The sequence below is a fragment of the Xanthobacter wiegelii genome, from assembly GCF_043193855.2.
Lineage (GTDB): Bacteria > Pseudomonadota > Alphaproteobacteria > Rhizobiales > Xanthobacteraceae > Xanthobacter > Xanthobacter flavus_A.
Genome location: NZ_CM195529.1, coordinates 2507275 through 2524436, shown reverse-complemented (window position 1 = coordinate 2524436; position 17162 = coordinate 2507275). Strand labels below are relative to the sequence as shown.

Below are 17162 nucleotides of genomic sequence, written 5' to 3'. Positions count from 1 at the left end.
TATGACCGACGCGGCACTCGCTTCGCGGCTCGGGCACGAGCACGTCGCTGACATCGTCGAATTTCTGAATGGCAAGACCGCCGAGGAAGCGATCGGCGTGGTCTCGCACATGCCGCTCAAATGGGCGGTGGAGGTGCTGGACCAGCCTCAGTTCCACGATGCCTGCGAGGTCATCGAAGCGCTGCCGCAGGAAAAGGCCGTGAGTATCCTTGAGGGCATGTCCGCCGACCGCGCGGCCGACGTGCTGCGCTGGATCGAGGAGCCGGCCAAGGGTCGGCTGCGGGATGCGCTCAATCCAGAGACGCGCACAGCGATCGACCACCTGCTGACCTATCCGGAGGGCACGGCCGGGGCGCTGATGACCACCGAGTTCGTCTCGGTGCCCTCAAACTGGACGGTGCAGCAGACCCTCGACCATATCCGCGAGGTGGAGCGCAGCCGCGAGACGGTCTACGCGATCTATGTCCTTTCCCCCGGCACCCGCCGTCTGGTGAACACGGTCTCGCTGCGCCGGCTGATCTCGGGCAATCCGGGCGATTCGATCCTGTCGGTGGCGAACCCCTACACCCCGATCACCGTGCCGCCGAATCTGCCGCAGGAGGAGGTGGCGCGGACCATCTCCAAATACGACTTCCTTGCCGTCCCCGTCGTGGACACCACGGGCCACGTTCTCGGCATCGTCACCGTCGACGACGTGATCGACGCGATGATCGAGGAGCAGACGGAAGACGTCCAGCGCATGGGCGGCATGGAGGCCATTGACGAGCCCTATCTGGAAATCTCCTTCAGGGAGATGATCAAGAAGCGCGCCGGCTGGCTGAGCATCCTGTTCATCTCCGAGATGTTCACGACGAGCGCGATGCAGTTCTTCTCCGACGAGCTGGAGAAGGCCATCGTGCTGGCCCTGTTCATCCCGCTGGTGATGAGCTCGGGCGGCAACTCTGGCTCGCAGGCCACCTCCCTCATCATCCGCGCCCTCGCGCTGCATCAGGTGCGGCTGCGCGACTGGTGGCGCGTCGCGCTGCGCGAGCTGCCCACCGGCCTCACGCTCGGCGCCATCCTCGGCGTCATCGGCGTCATCCGCATCATCGTCTGGCAGCAGGCGGGATTCTTCGACTATGGCGAGTACTGGAAGCTGCTCGCCGTCACCATCGGCGCCGCGCTGGTCGGTATCGTCACCTTCGGATCGCTCGCCGGCTCGCTGATGCCCTTCGTGCTCAAGCGCCTCGGCTTCGATCCGGCCTCCGCATCGGCGCCCTTCATCGCGACGCTGGTCGATGTGACCGGCATCGTGATCTATTTCTCGGTGGCATGGCTGTTCCTCCACGGCACCATTCTGTGACGCCTCAGGACTGCCGGACGAAGCGCATGAGCGCGCAATAGCCGTCCTCCTCCTCCGCCGCGTCGGCCGGCGCCTGCGTGTCGCTGGCGGCGGCGGCGAGGTCGGATGAGGTCACCTCGAATCCTCGCGAGGCGAGGAACCGCACCGCATCGTCGGTGGAGGAAAAGCCCTCCACCGCCTCCGCGAGCACGGCGCTGAGGCCGGTGTTGCCGGAGGCGTCTGCCTTCAGGCGCTCGATGTCCGCATTAGTCATTTCAGTCCCTCTCGGTGGATATGCGTTCTCAAGCGGAACACGGGACCCACCGCGAAGTTCCGCTCTCCCTCTCCATCGGTCGCGGCCGGCTTGCGTTCTGGACCGCTTTCCCGTCTTCTTGCGCCTGTTTCCGCAGAGTGATCCCCGACCCGCCATGGTTAAGCTTGCCTTCCTCCTAGTGGGAGCCCGTGCATTGCGCGACCGCTGGTGGGTTCTCACCTTGCTCTCGGCCGCGCTTTTCTTCGTCGCCACGCTGATTCTCCTTGACGCCATGGACGGCACCATGTCGGTGGCGACGCAGGTGTTCGGCGGGGTATTCCTGTTCGAGGGGCTGCTGGGGCTTGTCACCGCCTTCGCCTTTACGGGCGCGCGCAGCAAGGTGCTTGCGCTGGGACGGGCGGCCGCGCTGATCTTTTTCGGAACGTTCATTCTCGATTACCCCTCGCGGAACGGCATGGCGCTCTCGCTGCTGTTCGGGGCCGCCTTCTTCGTGGATGGGATCGCGCGCATCGTCACCTCGGCGGTGGTGCGGTTCCGCCTGTGGCGGTCAACCGTGGCGGTGGGCGTGATCGAGCTGTTCCTGGCCCTGTTCATCGGTAGCCACTGGCCACTGGCCCACGAGCTCAAGGTGCCGCTGGCGGTGGCCCTGCTCACCCTGATGTCCGGATGGATCATGCTGCGGGTCAGCCTGATGCTCCGCGCCCACCTCGCCGAGGTCGCCATCCTGAGCCTGCCCATCTATGGCGGGCGTCAATGGTACGACAACGCGCCGGTCATCGTGGACGACAGCGGCCCCCTGCCCCCTTGGGAAGGCCCCATGATCGTCCATGTCTGGACCCCCACCGGATCGGCGGACGTGAAGGAGCACCGCCCGGTGATCGATCGCTACATCGCGGCGGTGGACCGCAGCGGGGCGATCTCCACCGGCCATGCCTCCCTCGAGCTGAAGCCCGATCTCTACATCAGCCATTATCCGGCGGATGAGATCGAGCGCCCGCCGGAGGAGTTCGCCCGCATCCTGCGTGCAACGCACGATAACGACGTGAAGGGCCGGTTCCAGCCCTCCTACGCCTATGAGTGCGCCAATTGGTGCGAGGCGGATCAGAAGGTGGAGTTCACCCGCTTCGACGTGCGGCGGCTGATGGCGTTCTGGGCCGGCTACCGGCAGGTGGACACCTACAACCTCACCGACCGCAATTGCTCAGTCGCTGTGGCGGCGGCGCTCGATTCAGCGCTGGAAGGAAGCCTTGCGAGCCGCATGCCCTGGGCGCGGGTGGCGACCCTGATGTTCAATCCCGACATCTGGGCCGCCGCCTACATCCGCTCCCGGGCGGAAGCGATGAGCTGGACCCCGGGCCTCGTCCTCGACTACGCCCGGACCATGAAGCGCATCATCGAGCCCGCGCCACCGCCCTTCGCCCACCGCCTGAGGGACTTCCTGCGCCAGTTGTCCCTGCACAAGGGCGGCGCGGCGTCCCCTTCCGCAGCCCCCGATTCCACCCGGCCGGCGGAGCCTGCGCGCCCGTGACCCACCAGAGCATCGAGCCGTCCCCAGCCGCGCCCACCGAAGCCTCGACCGTGCTGGCGCGGGGCGCGGTGATCGCGACCGCCATGGTCTTCGGGCTCACCTATTCCCTCAGCGCGCCCCTGATCGCCTTCGATCTTGCCGCGCGGGGCCTCAGCGAGGCGCTCATCGGCGCCAACGCCGCCATGCATGCGGTCGGCGTGCTGGTGACCGCCGTGGCGCTGCCGCGCATGGTGGCGACGCTGGGGCCGCGCCGGCTGATTCTCATGTCGATCGGCCTCTCCGCGCTGACGCTCGCAGCGTTTCCGGTGATGCCGGCCGTATGGCTGTGGTTCGTGCTGCGCCTGTTTCTCGGCATGGCGGCGGAGGCGCTGTTCGTCACCTCGGAGACGTGGATCAACGCGCTCTCCACAGAGAAAACCCGTGCAAGGTCCATGGCGGCCTATACGGCGGCGCTATCGGTGGGGCTTGCCCTCGGCCCGCTCATTCTGTCGCTGGTGGGCACCGAGGGCGCGGCACCCTATCTGCTGGGCGCCGGCGTCGCGCTGACGGCGGCCGTGTTCGTGGCGTCGCCGCGCGTCACCGCCCCGCATTTCGACGAGCCGACCATCGGCAATCCGGTCCATTTCGTTCGGCTCGCGCCCCTCGCTTTGTCCGCCACCATGCTGAATGCGGCCATCGAGACGGCGGGCCTGTCCTTCCTCGCGCTCTATGCGGTCGGGCTCGGCTGGGCGGAGGAGCATGCGACACGGCTGATGTCGGTGATGATGATCGGCGCCATCCTGCTCCAGCTGCCGATTGGCTGGCTGGGCGACAACATGGACCGCCGCCGGCTGGTCATCCTGCTCGCCCTGGTCTCGGCGGTCGGCGCGGCCGTCTGGCCGCTGGCGCTCGGCAGCGCGATCGCGACCTATGCCCTGCTGTTCGTGTGGGGCGGCGCCTTCGTCGGCATCTACACCATCATGATCACGCTGGTCGGTAGCCGCTTCAAGGGAGGCGACCTCGTGGGCATCTACGCCGTCTCCGGCCTGTTCTGGGGGCTCGGCGCCCTCGTCGGGCCGCTGGGGGCGGGATTCGCCATGCAGGTGCATCCCCACGGGCTCGCCGTGTTCGCAACCCTGGCCTGCGCGCTGTTCGCCGCCGCGGCCTGGCGGCTGCGCGGAAGTGCATGAGCCGGCCGTGAAATCAGAGGGCGGAAGGCGCTCCACAGTGGATCCGTGCCCACGCGCCATCCGCGCCGTTCCTTTACGGGCACTCAACGGATCCCGAGGCGTCCTATCCCCGCCAGGAAGCCCACCAGTTCGGCCTGACGGTGCATCCCCGACTTGCGGAGTACCGTCTTGAGATGAGTTCGCGCAGTTTCCACCGTAACACCACTTTCACCCGCAATCTCTTTTAGGCTGAGCCCCTGCGTCAGACGCTGCGCCAGCCGTGCCTCGGCGGGCGTCAAATCGAAGAGGGTATTCAGCATATCGAAGGGGGGCGCAGCGGGCGCCCGCACGGGCATGGCGATAACCAGAGCCGTGGCGGCCCGGAACAGATCGTGTGCCTGACGGCGCAAAGGCAAGACGTGAATGACCAATGCGTCGTGGTTCACGCCGGCAGGCATCGGGATGGAACGCGGCGCGGCATGTCCACGGGCAGCCTTGTCGATCGCTGATACCAGCAGCGCATTGGTCGGCCCGTGGGCAAGGGCCAATCTTCCAAAGGCGCGGGCGATCAGGGCCGGGGCGAGCCCGGAGAAGGACGCTCCTGACGCGAGCACCCTTTGGTCAGCCCCAACCACGGCGGCAGGCAGACCGATGGCATCAAGGCCCGATACGGTGCTTTTTAACTGCTCAAGATGAAGCCGCGCGGCCATGATTGCGGCCCGCGCCAGATGCGGCCGGGCCTGATCGAGCATCGCGACGACAGCTCCGGGTACAGGCCCACGACGGTAATCCTGCTCGAAACTGATGACGACCATTTCCCCGGTGTGGATCGGAACCGCCGTCCCCACCGAAGCGCCACAGCCACGCGGATACATGAATTCCCGATAGACGGGCTCGTTCGCGCGCTCCTCTTCGCTCAGGAAGTCCGAGTCGCGGGTGAAGCCGGGGTGATTGAGGGCAGTTCCCTTGGAGATCCGGGGATTGCGCAGCATCCACCCCTCAGCGACGAATGCCGTGATCGTCTCGCGAAAATTGTCGGTTGCGGCCCACGCGTGTCTGTCGCGCGCGCCGACGAAAATCACCCCGCCAGTCGTTCCAGAAAGCGAATCGAGACGCGCCAGCGCCTGCGGCCACAATTCCGGCAGCAGAGCCGCCTCGTAGATCTGGTCCAAAACGTCGTCGAGCAAATCCACCTGGCCCCCCGGTGTTTTGCAAGCACGCGAAACCTTCGCCCCGCACGTCTTTCGTATCGCCGATGTGTCGGGGCATGAAGACGAAATTATGGGACGCAGGACCGGGTCGAAAACCCGAAATCATCTGGTCGGAGTGGCAGGATTTGAACCTGCGACCCCCACGTCCCGAACGTGGTGCGCTACCAGACTGCGCTACACTCCGATCCAGAGGCGCCGCATCTAGCATCCGCTCCGGGGGGATGCAAGGGGTACGACGCGGCAGCTTCGCTTGAACGGTGGATGGCCCCATGCCATAGGAAGCGCGCTCATGGTGCGTCTTCCGGCAGGACCATGGGTTTCAATGGCTTGAGCATGTGGAGTTGGGTCTATGGCGACGGACGGTTTCGCGAGCGGTCTTCTGAAGGGCAAGCGCGGGCTGATTCTCGGTGTCGCCAACAATCGATCCATCGCCTATGGAATCGCCAAGTCGGCCCGCGCCCACGGTGCCGAACTCGCCCTCACCTATCAGGGTGAAGCGCTAAAGAAGCGGGTGGAGCCACTGGCGGCCGAACTGGGCGGTCATCTGGTCGGCCATTGCGACGTGACCGAGCCGGAGACGCTGGATGCCATCTTCGCCGAGACCGAGCGCCTGTTCGGCACGCTGGATTTCGTGGTTCATTGCATCGCCTTCTCCAACAAGGACGAGCTGGACGGCCGCTACGTGGACACCACGGGCGACAATTTCACCAAGACCATGTTCATCTCCTGCTACTCCTTCACCGCCGTCGCGCAGCGGGCCGAGAAGCTGATGACCAATGGCGGCTCGCTCATCACGCTCACCTATTACGGTGCGGAAAAGTGGATGCCCCACTACAACGTCATGGGCGTGGCCAAGGCGGCGCTGGAGGCCAGCGTGCGCTATCTTGCCGCCGACCTCGGCCCCAAGGCGATCCGCGTGAACGCCATCTCCGCCGGTCCGATCAAGACGCTGGCCGCCTCGGGAATCGGTGATTTCCGCTACATCCTGAAGTGGAACGAGCTGAACTCGCCGCTGCGCCGCACCGTGACCACCGACGAGGTGGGCGACACCGGCGTTTATCTGCTCTCCGATTTGTCGCGCGGTGTGACCGGCGAGGTGCATCATGTGGATGCCGGGTACCATATTGTGGGCATGAAGCACCCCGATGCGCCGGACCTCGCCCTCGTCCGCGACTGAGACCGGCGCCCGCGCGCTCTAGGAGAACGACGATGACGGCGCTTAATCTCCAGGTGGCACGTCGCCCGCTTGCCGGCCTTGCCACCCTCGCCGTGGCCATCTCGGCCGGAATGCTCCCGACGGCTGGCGGCGCGCTGGCGCAGAGCCCGCCCTCCTTCGAGCAGTATCCGCTGCGCGACCGCGTGTTCGGTCCCGGCGGCGCGGTTTTCCCGGACTATGTGACGCCGCCGGAATATGGCGTCAGCTTCATGATCGGCGGCGGCGGCAGCCGCAGCGCGCTCTTCGCTGCCGGCACGTCCGACTACAACTGCCAGCAGACGCAGATTCCCGCCATCCAGGTGCTCTCCGCGCCGCCCGGCGGCAAGGTCGGCATCCAGTATGGCCGCTTCGTCGCCACCGGCATCGACGGCGGGCACACGACCCGGTGCCTCGGCCAGCCAGCCAAGGGGCTCATCGTGAGCTTCAAGGGCAAGGCGGCGCCGGGCTCCACAATTGCGCTGCGCGTCACCTACCCGCCGCGCGGCGCCTGGTACGATCACGTAATCACCATTCCGCCGCGGTGACTGACGCCGCGCCCGAGGGGGCGGGCCGGAGAGCGATGACCACGCGACGCTTTTTCCTCGTCCGCCATGGCGAGACAGACTGGAACGTGGTGGGCCGGCTGCAGGGGCGCCGCGACGTGCCGCTGAACCCGCTCGGCCGGATTCAGGCGGGACAGGTGGGCCGCGTCCTGGCCCAGCTCGCTGGCGACACCCGCGCGCTGGCCTATGTCTCCAGCCCCCTGTCCCGGGCGGTGGAGACCATGCGCATCCTGCGCACCGGCCTCGATCTGCCGGTTGGTGACTTCAAGACCGACATCCGCTTCGCTGAGATATCCTTCGGCATCTGGGAGGGCCAGACCTGGCCCGAGCTGCGCCGCCGCGACCACGACGCGGTGCGCCGGCGCGATCTCGACCCCTGGAACTTCGCGCCCCCCGGTGGCGAGAGCTACCGCACCCTCTGCGAGCGCGTCAGCGCGGCCTGCACCGAGATCGATCAGGACACCGTCATCGTCACCCACGGCGGTGTCATCCGCGCCCTTCTGCATGTGAAGGCCGGGATGCCCGAGGCCGAGGCCTCAAACCTGCCGGTGCGCCAGGGCGCGGTCTACGTCGTCGCGCAGGGTGGGTTCGAGGTCGCGGACTGAGGCGCCGCGCCGCCCGCACCCGCCATTTCCCTTGGCATTTTTCTTGCTGTCTCAACCGAGTAGAGCCGGCGCCTGTGTCGTGAACGCGACGGGCGGCGTCTTTTCTTGACGCCTTTTCACCCGAGCCCGGGGGGACATTTCATGACCGACATGGCCGAATTGCAGAAGCGGAAGATGCCGCTCAACCTCGCCATCGTCCATGTGGATCCGGACGCCTTCATCGCCCACTACATGGGCTGGCTGGAAATCACCAAGTTCATCTCCGCCCTGCGCGCCGGGGATGCGAGCGTGCCGGCGGATGGCAAGACCCCCATCCTGACGGCGGCGGACCTCGCCAATGGCGGTGTCCACAATGTCGCGAACGACGCCATGTTCGCCTTCTGCATGACGGCCGCGCTGAAAGGCGACAAAGCCGCCGTGGACAAGGTGGAGGCGGCCTTCATTGAGGCGTGGGGCAAGGAGTATCCGGGCAATTTCGCCCTCTGGCATTTCCGCACCAACATCGAGACGCCCATCACGCTCGAGGATTTCGTTGGTCAGGCCGGCAAGAAGATGCTGCTGGGCGACATCCCGCCCCCGCCGCTGCGTGCCAAGGAGAACTGGAGCGCGGGCCTGCGCTTTTTCGAGAAGGCGCGCAAATCCAACTTCGTCCACGAGATCATGTACCCGCTGGCCCTGTGGCACCGCGCGAAGTGGACCGAGACGCTGGAAAAGGGAATCGCCTTCCTCAAGCACATCGAGGACACGGTGCCCGTGCTGCGGGACACGCTGGACGAGAAGCGCAACGACCAGCCCTTCATCGCCAACATCCTGCTGAAGAATGCCTTTGGCGTGGATATGGAGCTGACCGAGGAATACGAGGGCTTCCTGCGCTCCCTCGCCCGTCGGGATTGAAGCCAACAGGCGCGGGCGGGGCCTCAGCCCTGCCCGGCAACCTCCTGCCGGTGCAGGACGCGGGGTCGCGACACCAGTAGCTTGTCGATCCGGCGGCCGTCCATGTCGACGATCTCGAACCGCCAGCCGAGCGCGGTGAAGACCTCGCCTTCCTCCGGCAATTCCTTGAGGTGGGACAGCGCGAAGCCGGCGACCGTATAGTAACCGTCATCCGTCGGCAGGGCGACATCGAGCAGATCGCGCAGCTCGTCCACCGGCGTGTCGCCGGCCACGAGGTAGCTGCCGTCGTGCCGCTGGACCACATGGCGCTCGACATGAACCTCGCCGGGCTCCGATCCGGCTTCCACCGAGCCGGTAATGGCGACGAGGAGGTCATATCCGGTTACCACGCCGGCCATGTCGCCATACTCGTCCACCACGATGGCCATGGGCACCTCGGCCCCGCGCAAGATGCGCATGGCCTCCAGCGCCCCGACATTCTCCACGATGAAAGGCACGGTCTGCACGTACTGCCGCGGGTCCGGCCGCTCGCCCTTCAGATAGGCGTCGAGGATGCGCTTGGCCTGGATGACGCCGATGGTCTCCTCCGGCGAGCCGTCGCAGGCGGGCAGGCGCGAATGAGGCGTGGTGAGGAGGACATGGCGCACCTCTTCGGCGTCCTTGGAGATGTCCACCCATTCCACGTCGGGCCGCGGCGTCATGATGGCCGTCACCGGCCGGTCGGCCAGCCGCATGACACCAGAAATCATGCGGCGCTCGGCCGGATCGATGACGCCGGCGGTCTCCGCCTCGGTGATGATGGCGCGGATCTCCTCGTCGGTGACCGAACTGGAGCGATCGCCCCGCCGGCCAAGCAGCGCCAGCACGGCACGGGTCGAAGCGTCCAGCAGCCAGACGGCCGGGGCCGCGACCTTCGACAGACCGATCATCAGCGGCGCGAGGACGGAGGCGAGCGGCTCGGCATTTTGGAGCGCCAGCCGCTTGGGGATGAGTTCGCCGATCACCAGCGAGACATAGGTGATGGCGGCCACCACCGCCGTATAGCCCAACGGATGGGCGACGCTGGCTGGCAGGCCGGCCCCCTCCAGCGCCAGGCCGAGCTGGTCGCCCAGGCTTGCACCGGAAAAGGCACCGGCCAGGATGCCGATCAGCGTGATGCCGATCTGAACCGTGGACAGAAAACGCCCGGGGTCCTCACCCAGCTTGAGCGCTGCCTTCGCACCCTTGTTGCCGCGTTCCGCAAGGGACTGCAGGCGGGCCGGCCGGGAGGAAACGATGGACAATTCCGCTGCTGCAAGAACCGCGTTGAGCAACACCAGAACGATGACGATCAGGATCTCGAGTAAGGGCATGGCGGGGAATGAGTGCTCCGTCGGCGCTCCTCATAGCACAGGATGGCCGTGCTGTGTGACGACCGGGCCACAATTGCGCTGTGAGTCGCAGGACGTTTCCTTGCTGCCCGTCCTCGTCTATTGAGCCGGGAGCATCTTTAGGACCCCAGGGCGCCATGTCGTTCAATACCTTCGGCCACATGTTCCGCGTCACCACCTTCGGCGAAAGCCACGGCGTCGCCATCGGCTGCGTGGTGGACGGCTGCCCGCCCAACGTGCGCTTCACCCTCGATGAGGTGCAGGCGGCCCTCGACCGGCGGCGGCCGGGCCAGTCGCGCTTCACCACCCAGCGCCGCGAGCCGGACGCGGTGAAGGTGCTCTCCGGCACCCTGCCCCATCCCGGGGGCGGCCTCGTCACCACCGGCACCCCCATCGCCCTGCTGATCGAGAACGTGGACCAGAGGTCGAAGGATTACGCCGACATCGCCGGCGCCTACCGGCCCGGCCATGCGGATTTCACCTACGACATCAAATACGGCATCCGCGACCATCGCGGCGGCGGCCGCTCCTCGGCGCGCGAGACGGCGACGCGGGTCGCAGCCGGCGCCATCGCCGCGAAGGTGCTGCCGGGCGTGACCGTGCGCGGCGCCGTGGTGCGCATCGGCGAGATCGAGATCGACCGCACCCGCTGGGACTGGGACGAGGTAGGCAACAACCCCTTCTTCTGCCCGGACCCCGGCACCGTACCGCTGTTCGAGGACTATCTCGACGCCGTCCGCAAGGCCGGCTCCTCGGTGGGGGCGGTGATCGAGCTTGTGGCGGAGGGCGTTCCGCCCGGCCTCGGCGCGCCGCTCTATGCCAAGCTCGACGGCGACCTCGCAGCGGCCCTCATGGGAATCAATGCCGCCAAAGGCGTCGAGATCGGCGAGGGCTTCAACGCCGCGCGGCTCACCGGCGAAGAGAATGCGGACGAGATGCGCCTCGGCAATGAGGGGCGGCCGCACTTCCTCGCCAACCATGCCGGCGGCATCCTCGGCGGCATCTCCACCGGCGCGCCCATCGTCGCGCGATTCGCGGTGAAGCCGACCTCCTCGATCCTCACCCCGCGCCAGACCGTGGACCGGACGGGGCAGGAAGCGGACATCTTCACCAAGGGCCGCCACGACCCGTGCGTCGGCATCCGCGCCGTGCCGGTGGGCGAGGCCATGGTGTGGTGCGTGCTGGCCGATCACCTGATCCGCCATCGCGGACAGGTGGGCCAGAGCCCGGCCTGGCCGTTCCCTGAAGGATGACGGCGGGAGGCGGCATGACGCGGAAAGGCCACCTCCCTCGCCTTCTGCTGGCGGCGTCCCTGCTCCTCTGCGCGCCCGGCCCGGCGCTCGCCTGCGGGCCGGAGGCGCTGGGCACCGCGCGGGTGATGGAGATCGACCCCAAGGGCCTGCGCGTCGGCAAGAAATCCTTCCCCGAGACCTTGCCGCTGGCGCCGAAGGAGGTCGTGCTGACCTTCGACGACGGGCCATGGCCCGCCACCACCGCCGCCGTGCTCGACGCGCTGAAGGCGGAATGCGTGCGCGCAACCTTCTTCCTCATCGGCGAGAATGCCCGTGCCCGGCCGCAATTGGTGAAGCGGGAACTGGCCGAGGGCCACACCGTCGCCCACCACACCATGACCCATCCGTCGGCGACGCTGGCGAAAATCCCCTTCGACGCCGCTGTGAAGGAGATCGAGCGCGGCTTGGCGGCAGACGATGCGGCCGCCTATGGCGCGGCCGGGACGGCGCCGCGCGTGCCCTTCTTCCGCTTTCCCGGATTCGCCTCGACGCCGCAGCTGCTGGAGTATCTCGACCGCAAGGGCATCGCCGTGTTCGGCGCGGACCTGTGGGCCAGCGACTGGAACGTGATGACGCCGGAGGCCGAGCTGGACCTCGTGATGAAGCGGCTGGAGGCGACGGGCGGCGGCATCGTGCTGGTCCACGACACCAAGCCGTATACGGCGGCGATGATTCCGGCCTTCCTCAAGGCCTTGAAGCAGAACGGCTACAGCGTCGTTCACATGGTGCCCAAGCCAGCCTCCTGATCCGCGATGCGCGGTGAAGGTTCGTCCTCTGTCGCAACGGCATACAGCGTTTGAGGGAAGCGCTTGTGGCATCAGGGTGTGCATATCGCTCCGCACGAACTGCGGAGACGATGGCATGTCCGATGCACCGCCTGCCCTTATGGTCTTCGCAGGCACCTATGCGGCCATGGTCCTGGTGCCCGGCGCCAACTTCCTGGTGGTCAGCCGCGCCAGCCTCGCGGGCCGGCCGATCGGACTGGCGGCAGCGCTCGGTGTCTCGGCGGGTGCCACGGCCAATGTCACCGCGGTTGTCATCGGCCTCCTCTTCCTGAGCGGCGTTAACCCCTCGGGCGACCTGGGGTGGCTCCAGCTGGCGTTCTGCCTCCTTTACGCCGTGCTCCTCCTGCGGGCGGGAATCAGCTGCCTGCTTGAGGTCTGGATGTCGCGCGGCCACGTCGGGCTGACGCCCCAGGCGGTCGTCCAGCGAACCGGGCGGGAAGCCTTCCGCCTCGGCTTCCTCACGGCAGCGACCAACCCTATGTCGCTGTCGTTCTTCCTGGCCTCGGGCGGACTGCTCGCCGCGGCGGCCGGACGGGAAGCGATGTTCGCCAGCCCCGTGCTGGTGTTTTCCGTGGCCGCCGGTTGGTTCGGTATTCTCGCCCTGCTCTTCTCGGCTCCGCCTGCCCGCCGCCTCTACCTGAAGATGCGCCTGGCGGCGGACACCTGCATCGGGGGCCTGCTCGCCGTCGCAGGCGTCCTCGTGCTGCTGCGGGTGTTCTCCCGGCTCTGAGCGAAAGATGCGGAAAACGAAAAAGGCCCTCGCCGAAAACCGGAGAGGGCCTTTTTCAAAAGCCAGATCAACCTGGTGCGGACGAGAGGACTCGAACCTCCACGGGTCTCCCCACTAGCACCTCAAGCTAGCGCGTCTACCAATTCCGCCACGACCGCAGTCAGGGATGGCACCGGCCTCAGGTTCCTCGGGAGAGGACCGCTTCCGGCCGGGGGCCATCGTCTAACAGATCGAATGTGCCGCCACAAGTGCCCGGCAAAGGTAAGCTGCACCACAGCGCCCGGCCTGTGGATGACGGTTCCGCGAACCCTGTGACGGCGGGGCTGGACCGGACGCGCGGATGGATTAAAGCAGTTCGCATGAACGCCAGCGCCCCCCCAGCCGCCACCCGCGCCAGCCTAGAGACCGCCTTCCACCCCAGCGATTCCGCCGCGCCACCGGTGGAGTGGGTGGTGAGTGAGGGGCTCGTCGCCTATCCGGAGGCGCTTGCGGCCATGGAGGCGCGCGTCGCGGCCATCGCCGATGGTACGGCGGCGGAATGCGTCTGGCTGCTGGAGCACCCCCCGCTCTACACCGCCGGCACCAGCGCGCGGCCGGAGGACCTCGTGGACGCGCGATTCCCCGTCTACGAGACGGGCCGGGGCGGCCAGTTCACCTATCACGGTCCCGGCCAGCGGGTGGCCTATGTGATGCTCGACCTGAAGCGCCGGTCGCCGGACGTGCGGCGCTATGTGAGCGCGCTGGAGGCGTGGATCATCGGCACCCTCTCCGCCTTCAACGTCACCGGCGAACGGCGTGAGGACCGGGTGGGCGTCTGGGTCAGGAGGAAGGGCGGCGGAGAGGACAAGATCGCCGCCATCGGCATCCGCGTGCGCCGGTGGGTGACCTTCCACGGCATCTCGCTGAACGTGGAGCCGGACCTTTCCCACTTCGGCGGCATCGTGCCCTGCGGCGTGAGGGAGCACGGCGTCACCAGCCTCACCGACCTCGGCCTGCCGGTGACCATGGCCGAGGTGGATGCGGTGATGCGGGTGGCGTTAGAGGAGGTTTTTGGGGAAACGGTGCCAGGCAAGCCGCTCGGCTAAGGGCGGAAGCCATTCGGCCTCCCCTCTCCCCTTGCGGGAGAGGGGCCGGGGGTGAGGGGTGGCCCTCCTCGCCAGAATCGAAGTCCGATCCTTGGGGCGCCAGACCCCTTACCCCAACCCTCTCCCGCAAGGGGAGAGGGAGTAAGGGCAGCGCCGCGGCGGCACGCTTCTCCCACCGACAGAGAGACGAGCCCCTCAGATTCCCAGCTTCGCCTTCAGGATGTCGTTCAGCGCCTGGGGATTCGCCTTGCCGCCGGAGGCCTTCATGGCCTGGCCGACGAACCAGCCGAGCATGGTGGGCTTGGCCTGCACCTGGGCCACCTTGTCCGGATTGGCGGCGATGATCTCGTCCACCACCTTCTCGATGGCGCCGGTGTCGGTCACCTGCTTCATGCCGCGGGCCTCGACCACCACGCGCGGGTCGCCGCCCTCGGTGAAGACGATCTCGAACAGGTCCTTGGCGATCTTGGAGGAGATGGTGCCCTCGGCGATGAGGTCCAGGATGGCGCCGATCTGGTGGGGCGTCACCGGCGAGGAGGTGATGTCCTTCCCCTCCTTGTTCAGCCGGCCGAACAGCTCGTTGATGACGAAGTTGGCCGCCGCCTTGCCGTCGCGCTTGGCGCCGCCGCCTTCCACCACCTGCTCGAAATAGTCGGCCGTCTCGCGCTCGGCCACCAGCACGCCGGCGTCGTAGGGCGAGAGGCCGTAGTCGGCGATGAAGCGGGCCTTCTTCTCGTCCGGCAGTTCGGGCAGGTCGGCCTTCAGCGCCTCCACCCACTCGGCCTTGATGTCGAGGGGCAGGAGATCCGGGTCAGGGAAATAGCGGTAGTCGTGCGCCTCTTCCTTGGAGCGCATGGACCGCGTCTCGCCCTTGCCGGGATCGAACAGGCGGGTTTCCTGGGCGATGGTGCCGCCGTCCTCGATGATCTCGATCTGCCGGCGGGCTTCCGCCTCCACCGCCTGGCCGATGAATCGGATGGAATTGACGTTCTTGATCTCGCAGCGGGTGCCGAGCGGGCCGCCGGGCCGGCGCACGGAGACGTTCACGTCGGCGCGGAGATTCCCTTTCTCCATGTCGCCGTCGCAGGTGCCGAGATAGCGCAGGATGGTGCGCAGCTTGGTCACATAGGCCTTCGCCTCGTCCGCCGAGCGCAGGTCGGGGCGGGAGACGATCTCCATCAGCGCCACGCCGGAGCGGTTGAGGTCCACGAAGGAGAGGGTCGGCGACAGATCGTGGATGGACTTGCCGGCGTCCTGTTCCAGATGCAGGCGCTCGATGCCCACGGTGAAGCTCTCGCCGTCCGGCAGGTCGACGATCACTTCGCCCTCCCCCACCACGGGCTGCTTGTACTGGCTGATCTGGTAGCCCTGCGGGAGGTCCGGATAGAAATAGTTCTTCCGGTCAAACACCGAATGCAGGTTGATCTCCGCCTTCAGCCCAAGGCCGGTGCGCACCGCCTGCGCCACGCACTCCTTGTTGATGACGGGCAGCATGCCCGGCATGGCCGCATCCACCAGCGACACATGGTCGTTCGGCTCGCCGCCGAAGGCGGTGGAGGCGCCGGAGAACAGCTTGGCATTGGAAGCGACCTGGGCATGCACTTCCATGCCGATCACCACCTCCCAATCGCCGGTGGCGCCGGAAATGAGCTTCTTGGCCTCCGAGGGCCGGGTGTGAAGGGTCATGGTCGTCCTATCGTCGTGCGCGGATGGCCTACGCTGCCTGATCCTTGCGGCAGCGCCGCAATCTGGTCGGTGTCGTACCCCTAGGCGACATAGCAGGCAACGGCCATGGGGTGCCGCAAGGTCAAGATACACTTTGTTACACTAAGTTATCGGCGCCTCATTTCACCCGCAAAACCGCCGCGCTCCCGCTCTCAGTATACCCAAATTCCGCTCTGCCCGCCTTTAGATTGGGCCCCGGGCTTGTAGGAGTAGGGCAGATGAGGCTGGCGGGGGTCTCCGTCGTCCGCGATGAAGCGGATATAATCGAAGCTTGGGTGCGTCATAATCTATTTTTCTTAGACCACCTTTACATTGTAGACGACGGGAGCACGGACCAGACCACTCGCATCCTCGACATCCTGGTCTCCGAAGGTCTTCCCGTATCGGTGACTTCTGAAAAGTCACTGGCGGCTTATCATCAGGGCGAGCGCACCACGGCCCTCATCGCCTACGCAATGGCAGCATCATCCTGGGACTTCGTTTTCCCACTGGATGGCGATGAGTTCATTGTCGCCGAGGACCGTGCAGCCCTTGAGACGGACCTCGCAGCCATCGGTGGCTACCGGCTCGGCGGGCTGAACCCGCGTCACTACCTGATGACCGAGCAGGACGATCTCGAAGAGCCCTGCCCGCTCACCCGGCTGCGGCATGTGGCGGTGCATGAACCCTACATTTTCAAGGTGATCGTGCCGGGCGCGCTCGCCTGCGAGCGCGGCTTCGCCATCGTCGATGGCAACCACCGCGCCACCAAGTGGGATGTCACCCTGCCGGCCACACTGCTTCCCAACGTCCAGCTCGCCCATTTCCCGGCCCGCTCGGAAGCGCAACTGGTGAGCAAGGGCATCGCCGGCTATCTCCGCTGGACCGCGCGGACGGACTTTTCCCATGGGGCGCCGGACCGGCTCCTCGAAGGGGTCGGCATCCTGAAGGAAGAGGACGACATCAAGGTGCGCGCCATCGGCCGACTGGCCGAGGCGCTGGGCGCCGACCGGGGCGGCCGCACGGCGCGGCTGCAGCCCTTCGTCGAACGCAGGGGCGAGGTGCGTTATCCCGAACTGGCGCGTATCTTCCCCTATCGCAGGGTGCTCTCGGCGACCGACGATCTCGTCCATGCCTTCAAGGCAGCGCTCGACGAGAACAGGGAACTGCGGCAGGGCGGCGCGACGTTCCAGTCCCGCCTCTTCGGGGCATTCTCACGGCATCAGAAGTCGCTGCGCCGACGCCTCACGGCGCTCCGCCACGGCCAGGATGTGCCCAAAGAACCGATTGGATACTATTGAGCCGAGCGGCTCCGGTGGCCCGCCTCAGAGCTTGATCGCCCGCTTGAGCTGCTGCGGGCAGCTTTTCTCGAAACTGTCTTTGGCGCCAAGCGCCTGAGGACTGGGGGCGCCGATGCCGCGCGGTAACACGCGGGGCGGGGGATCTTTCGCGGGGTG

The 17162-nt window shown here is 66.8% G+C and carries 16 protein-coding genes and 2 tRNA genes; 12 read left to right on the top strand and 6 right to left on the bottom strand.

From position 1 onward, the window contains the following. The first annotated feature begins 1 nt into the window (after position 1). Positions 2–1342, top strand: coding sequence for a magnesium transporter (gene mgtE, locus V5F63_RS11540; RefSeq protein ID WP_209489167.1), 1341 nt, complete (start codon positions 2–4; stop codon positions 1340–1342). Positions 1343–1346: 4 nt separating this feature from the next. Here mgtE and V5F63_RS11535 read toward each other — a convergent pair whose 3' ends face one another. Next, positions 1347–1595 (bottom strand): hypothetical protein, encoded by a 249-nt coding sequence (locus tag V5F63_RS11535; protein ID WP_394101851.1) that lies wholly within the window; start codon positions 1593–1595, stop codon positions 1347–1349. A 154-nt stretch (positions 1596–1749) separates the two neighbouring features. On the opposite strand from V5F63_RS11535, the gene V5F63_RS11530 reads away from it, so the two are divergent. Next, positions 1750–3123 carry an HdeD family acid-resistance protein gene (locus V5F63_RS11530; RefSeq protein ID WP_394028702.1) on the top strand — a complete coding sequence of 458 codons (1374 nt, stop codon included), beginning with the start codon at positions 1750–1752 and terminating at the stop codon, positions 3121–3123. Further along, entirely contained in the window at positions 3120–4292 is a 1173-nt protein-coding gene (locus V5F63_RS11525; RefSeq protein WP_394028701.1) for an MFS transporter, read from the top strand. Before V5F63_RS11530 ends, V5F63_RS11525 begins: the two co-directional genes overlap by 4 nt. Positions 4293–4375: 83 nt before the next feature. Here the strand turns inward: V5F63_RS11525 and V5F63_RS11520 are convergent, their stop codons facing one another. Together V5F63_RS11520 and V5F63_RS11515 are read right to left on the bottom strand one after the other, a co-directional pair. Further along, on the bottom strand, positions 4376–5464 hold the full coding sequence (locus V5F63_RS11520; RefSeq protein ID WP_394101849.1) for a helix-turn-helix transcriptional regulator: 1089 nt from the start codon (positions 5462–5464) through the stop codon (positions 4376–4378). A 125-nt stretch (positions 5465–5589) separates the two neighbouring features. Then, a tRNA-Pro gene (locus V5F63_RS11515) sits at positions 5590–5666 on the bottom strand. A gap of 165 nt (positions 5667–5831) precedes the next feature. Here V5F63_RS11515 and fabI point away from each other — a divergent pair. The 4 genes from fabI (at position 5832) to V5F63_RS11495 (ending at position 8739) form a co-directional block, all read left to right on the top strand. Next, positions 5832–6659: an enoyl-ACP reductase FabI gene (gene fabI, locus V5F63_RS11510; protein ID WP_209489163.1), complete on the top strand. Its 828-nt coding sequence runs from the start codon at positions 5832–5834 to the stop codon at positions 6657–6659. Positions 6660–6691: 32 nt separating this feature from the next. Beyond that, positions 6692–7222 (top strand): hypothetical protein, encoded by a 531-nt coding sequence (locus tag V5F63_RS11505; RefSeq protein ID WP_209489162.1) that lies wholly within the window; start codon positions 6692–6694, stop codon positions 7220–7222. 35 nt (positions 7223–7257) lie between these two features. After that, positions 7258–7845 (top strand): histidine phosphatase family protein, encoded by a 588-nt coding sequence (locus V5F63_RS11500; protein ID WP_394101848.1) that lies wholly within the window; start codon positions 7258–7260, stop codon positions 7843–7845. Between the two features lie 141 nt (positions 7846–7986). Next, positions 7987–8739 (top strand): hypothetical protein, encoded by a 753-nt coding sequence (locus tag V5F63_RS11495; protein ID WP_209489160.1) that lies wholly within the window; start codon positions 7987–7989, stop codon positions 8737–8739. 23 nt (positions 8740–8762) lie between these two features. Here the strand turns inward: V5F63_RS11495 and V5F63_RS11490 are convergent, their stop codons facing one another. Beyond that, positions 8763–10091 carry a hemolysin family protein gene (locus V5F63_RS11490; RefSeq protein WP_394101847.1) on the bottom strand — a complete coding sequence of 443 codons (1329 nt, stop codon included), beginning with the start codon at positions 10089–10091 and terminating at the stop codon, positions 8763–8765. A 155-nt stretch (positions 10092–10246) separates the two neighbouring features. On the opposite strand from V5F63_RS11490, the gene aroC reads away from it, so the two are divergent. From aroC to V5F63_RS11475, 3 genes are all read left to right on the top strand, one after another. Beyond that, a complete protein-coding gene (aroC, locus tag V5F63_RS11485) occupies positions 10247–11362 on the top strand; it encodes a chorismate synthase (RefSeq protein ID WP_394101846.1) in 1116 nt (371 codons plus the stop codon). A gap of 14 nt (positions 11363–11376) precedes the next feature. Continuing rightward, the gene (locus V5F63_RS11480; protein WP_394101845.1) at positions 11377–12147 is read left to right on the top strand and encodes a polysaccharide deacetylase family protein; all 771 of its coding nucleotides are present in this window, start codon (positions 11377–11379) and stop codon (positions 12145–12147) included. 115 nt (positions 12148–12262) lie between these two features. After that, positions 12263–12916, top strand: a complete 654-nt coding sequence (locus V5F63_RS11475) for a LysE family transporter (RefSeq protein WP_394101844.1) — start codon at positions 12263–12265, stop codon at positions 12914–12916. 73 nt (positions 12917–12989) lie between these two features. Here V5F63_RS11475 and V5F63_RS11470 read toward each other — a convergent pair. After that, positions 12990–13074, bottom strand: a tRNA-Leu gene (locus V5F63_RS11470). Positions 13075–13275: 201 nt separating this feature from the next. Between V5F63_RS11470 and lipB the strand changes: the two genes are divergently transcribed. Next, positions 13276–14001 carry a lipoyl(octanoyl) transferase LipB gene (lipB, locus tag V5F63_RS11465; RefSeq protein ID WP_394101843.1) on the top strand — a complete coding sequence of 242 codons (726 nt, stop codon included), beginning with the start codon at positions 13276–13278 and terminating at the stop codon, positions 13999–14001. A 195-nt stretch (positions 14002–14196) separates the two neighbouring features. Here lipB and gatB read toward each other — a convergent pair whose 3' ends face one another. Next, positions 14197–15687, bottom strand: coding sequence for an Asp-tRNA(Asn)/Glu-tRNA(Gln) amidotransferase subunit GatB (gene gatB / locus V5F63_RS11460; protein WP_209489154.1), 1491 nt, complete (start codon positions 15685–15687; stop codon positions 14197–14199). A 257-nt stretch (positions 15688–15944) separates the two neighbouring features. Between gatB and V5F63_RS11455 the strand changes: the two genes are divergently transcribed. Further along, the gene (locus V5F63_RS11455; RefSeq protein ID WP_394101842.1) at positions 15945–17006 is read left to right on the top strand and encodes a glycosyltransferase family 2 protein; all 1062 of its coding nucleotides are present in this window, start codon (positions 15945–15947) and stop codon (positions 17004–17006) included. Positions 17007–17162: the final 156 nt, after the last annotated feature.

What these genes read in the sequence shown, in the direction of transcription:
- mgtE (WP_209489167.1), top strand. Translation starts at nt 2, where the DNA reads ATGACCGACGCGGCACTCGCTTCGCGGCTCGGGCACGAGCACGTCGCT.
- V5F63_RS11535 (WP_394101851.1), bottom strand. Translation starts at nt 1,595, where the DNA reads ATGACTAATGCGGACATCGAGCGCCTGAAGGCAGACGCCTCCGGCAAC.
- V5F63_RS11530 (WP_394028702.1), top strand. Translation starts at nt 1,750, where the DNA reads ATGGTTAAGCTTGCCTTCCTCCTAGTGGGAGCCCGTGCATTGCGCGAC.
- fabI (WP_209489163.1), top strand. Translation starts at nt 5,832, where the DNA reads ATGGCGACGGACGGTTTCGCGAGCGGTCTTCTGAAGGGCAAGCGCGGG.
- V5F63_RS11505 (WP_209489162.1), top strand. Translation starts at nt 6,692, where the DNA reads ATGACGGCGCTTAATCTCCAGGTGGCACGTCGCCCGCTTGCCGGCCTT.
- V5F63_RS11500 (WP_394101848.1), top strand. Translation starts at nt 7,258, where the DNA reads ATGACCACGCGACGCTTTTTCCTCGTCCGCCATGGCGAGACAGACTGG.
- V5F63_RS11495 (WP_209489160.1), top strand. Translation starts at nt 7,987, where the DNA reads ATGACCGACATGGCCGAATTGCAGAAGCGGAAGATGCCGCTCAACCTC.
- V5F63_RS11490 (WP_394101847.1), bottom strand. Translation starts at nt 10,091, where the DNA reads ATGCCCTTACTCGAGATCCTGATCGTCATCGTTCTGGTGTTGCTCAAC.
- aroC (WP_394101846.1), top strand. Translation starts at nt 10,247, where the DNA reads ATGTCGTTCAATACCTTCGGCCACATGTTCCGCGTCACCACCTTCGGC.
- V5F63_RS11480 (WP_394101845.1), top strand. Translation starts at nt 11,377, where the DNA reads ATGACGCGGAAAGGCCACCTCCCTCGCCTTCTGCTGGCGGCGTCCCTG.
- V5F63_RS11475 (WP_394101844.1), top strand. Translation starts at nt 12,263, where the DNA reads ATGTCCGATGCACCGCCTGCCCTTATGGTCTTCGCAGGCACCTATGCG.
- lipB (WP_394101843.1), top strand. Translation starts at nt 13,276, where the DNA reads ATGAACGCCAGCGCCCCCCCAGCCGCCACCCGCGCCAGCCTAGAGACC.
- gatB (WP_209489154.1), bottom strand. Translation starts at nt 15,687, where the DNA reads ATGACCCTTCACACCCGGCCCTCGGAGGCCAAGAAGCTCATTTCCGGC.
- V5F63_RS11455 (WP_394101842.1), top strand. Translation starts at nt 15,945, where the DNA reads ATGAGGCTGGCGGGGGTCTCCGTCGTCCGCGATGAAGCGGATATAATC.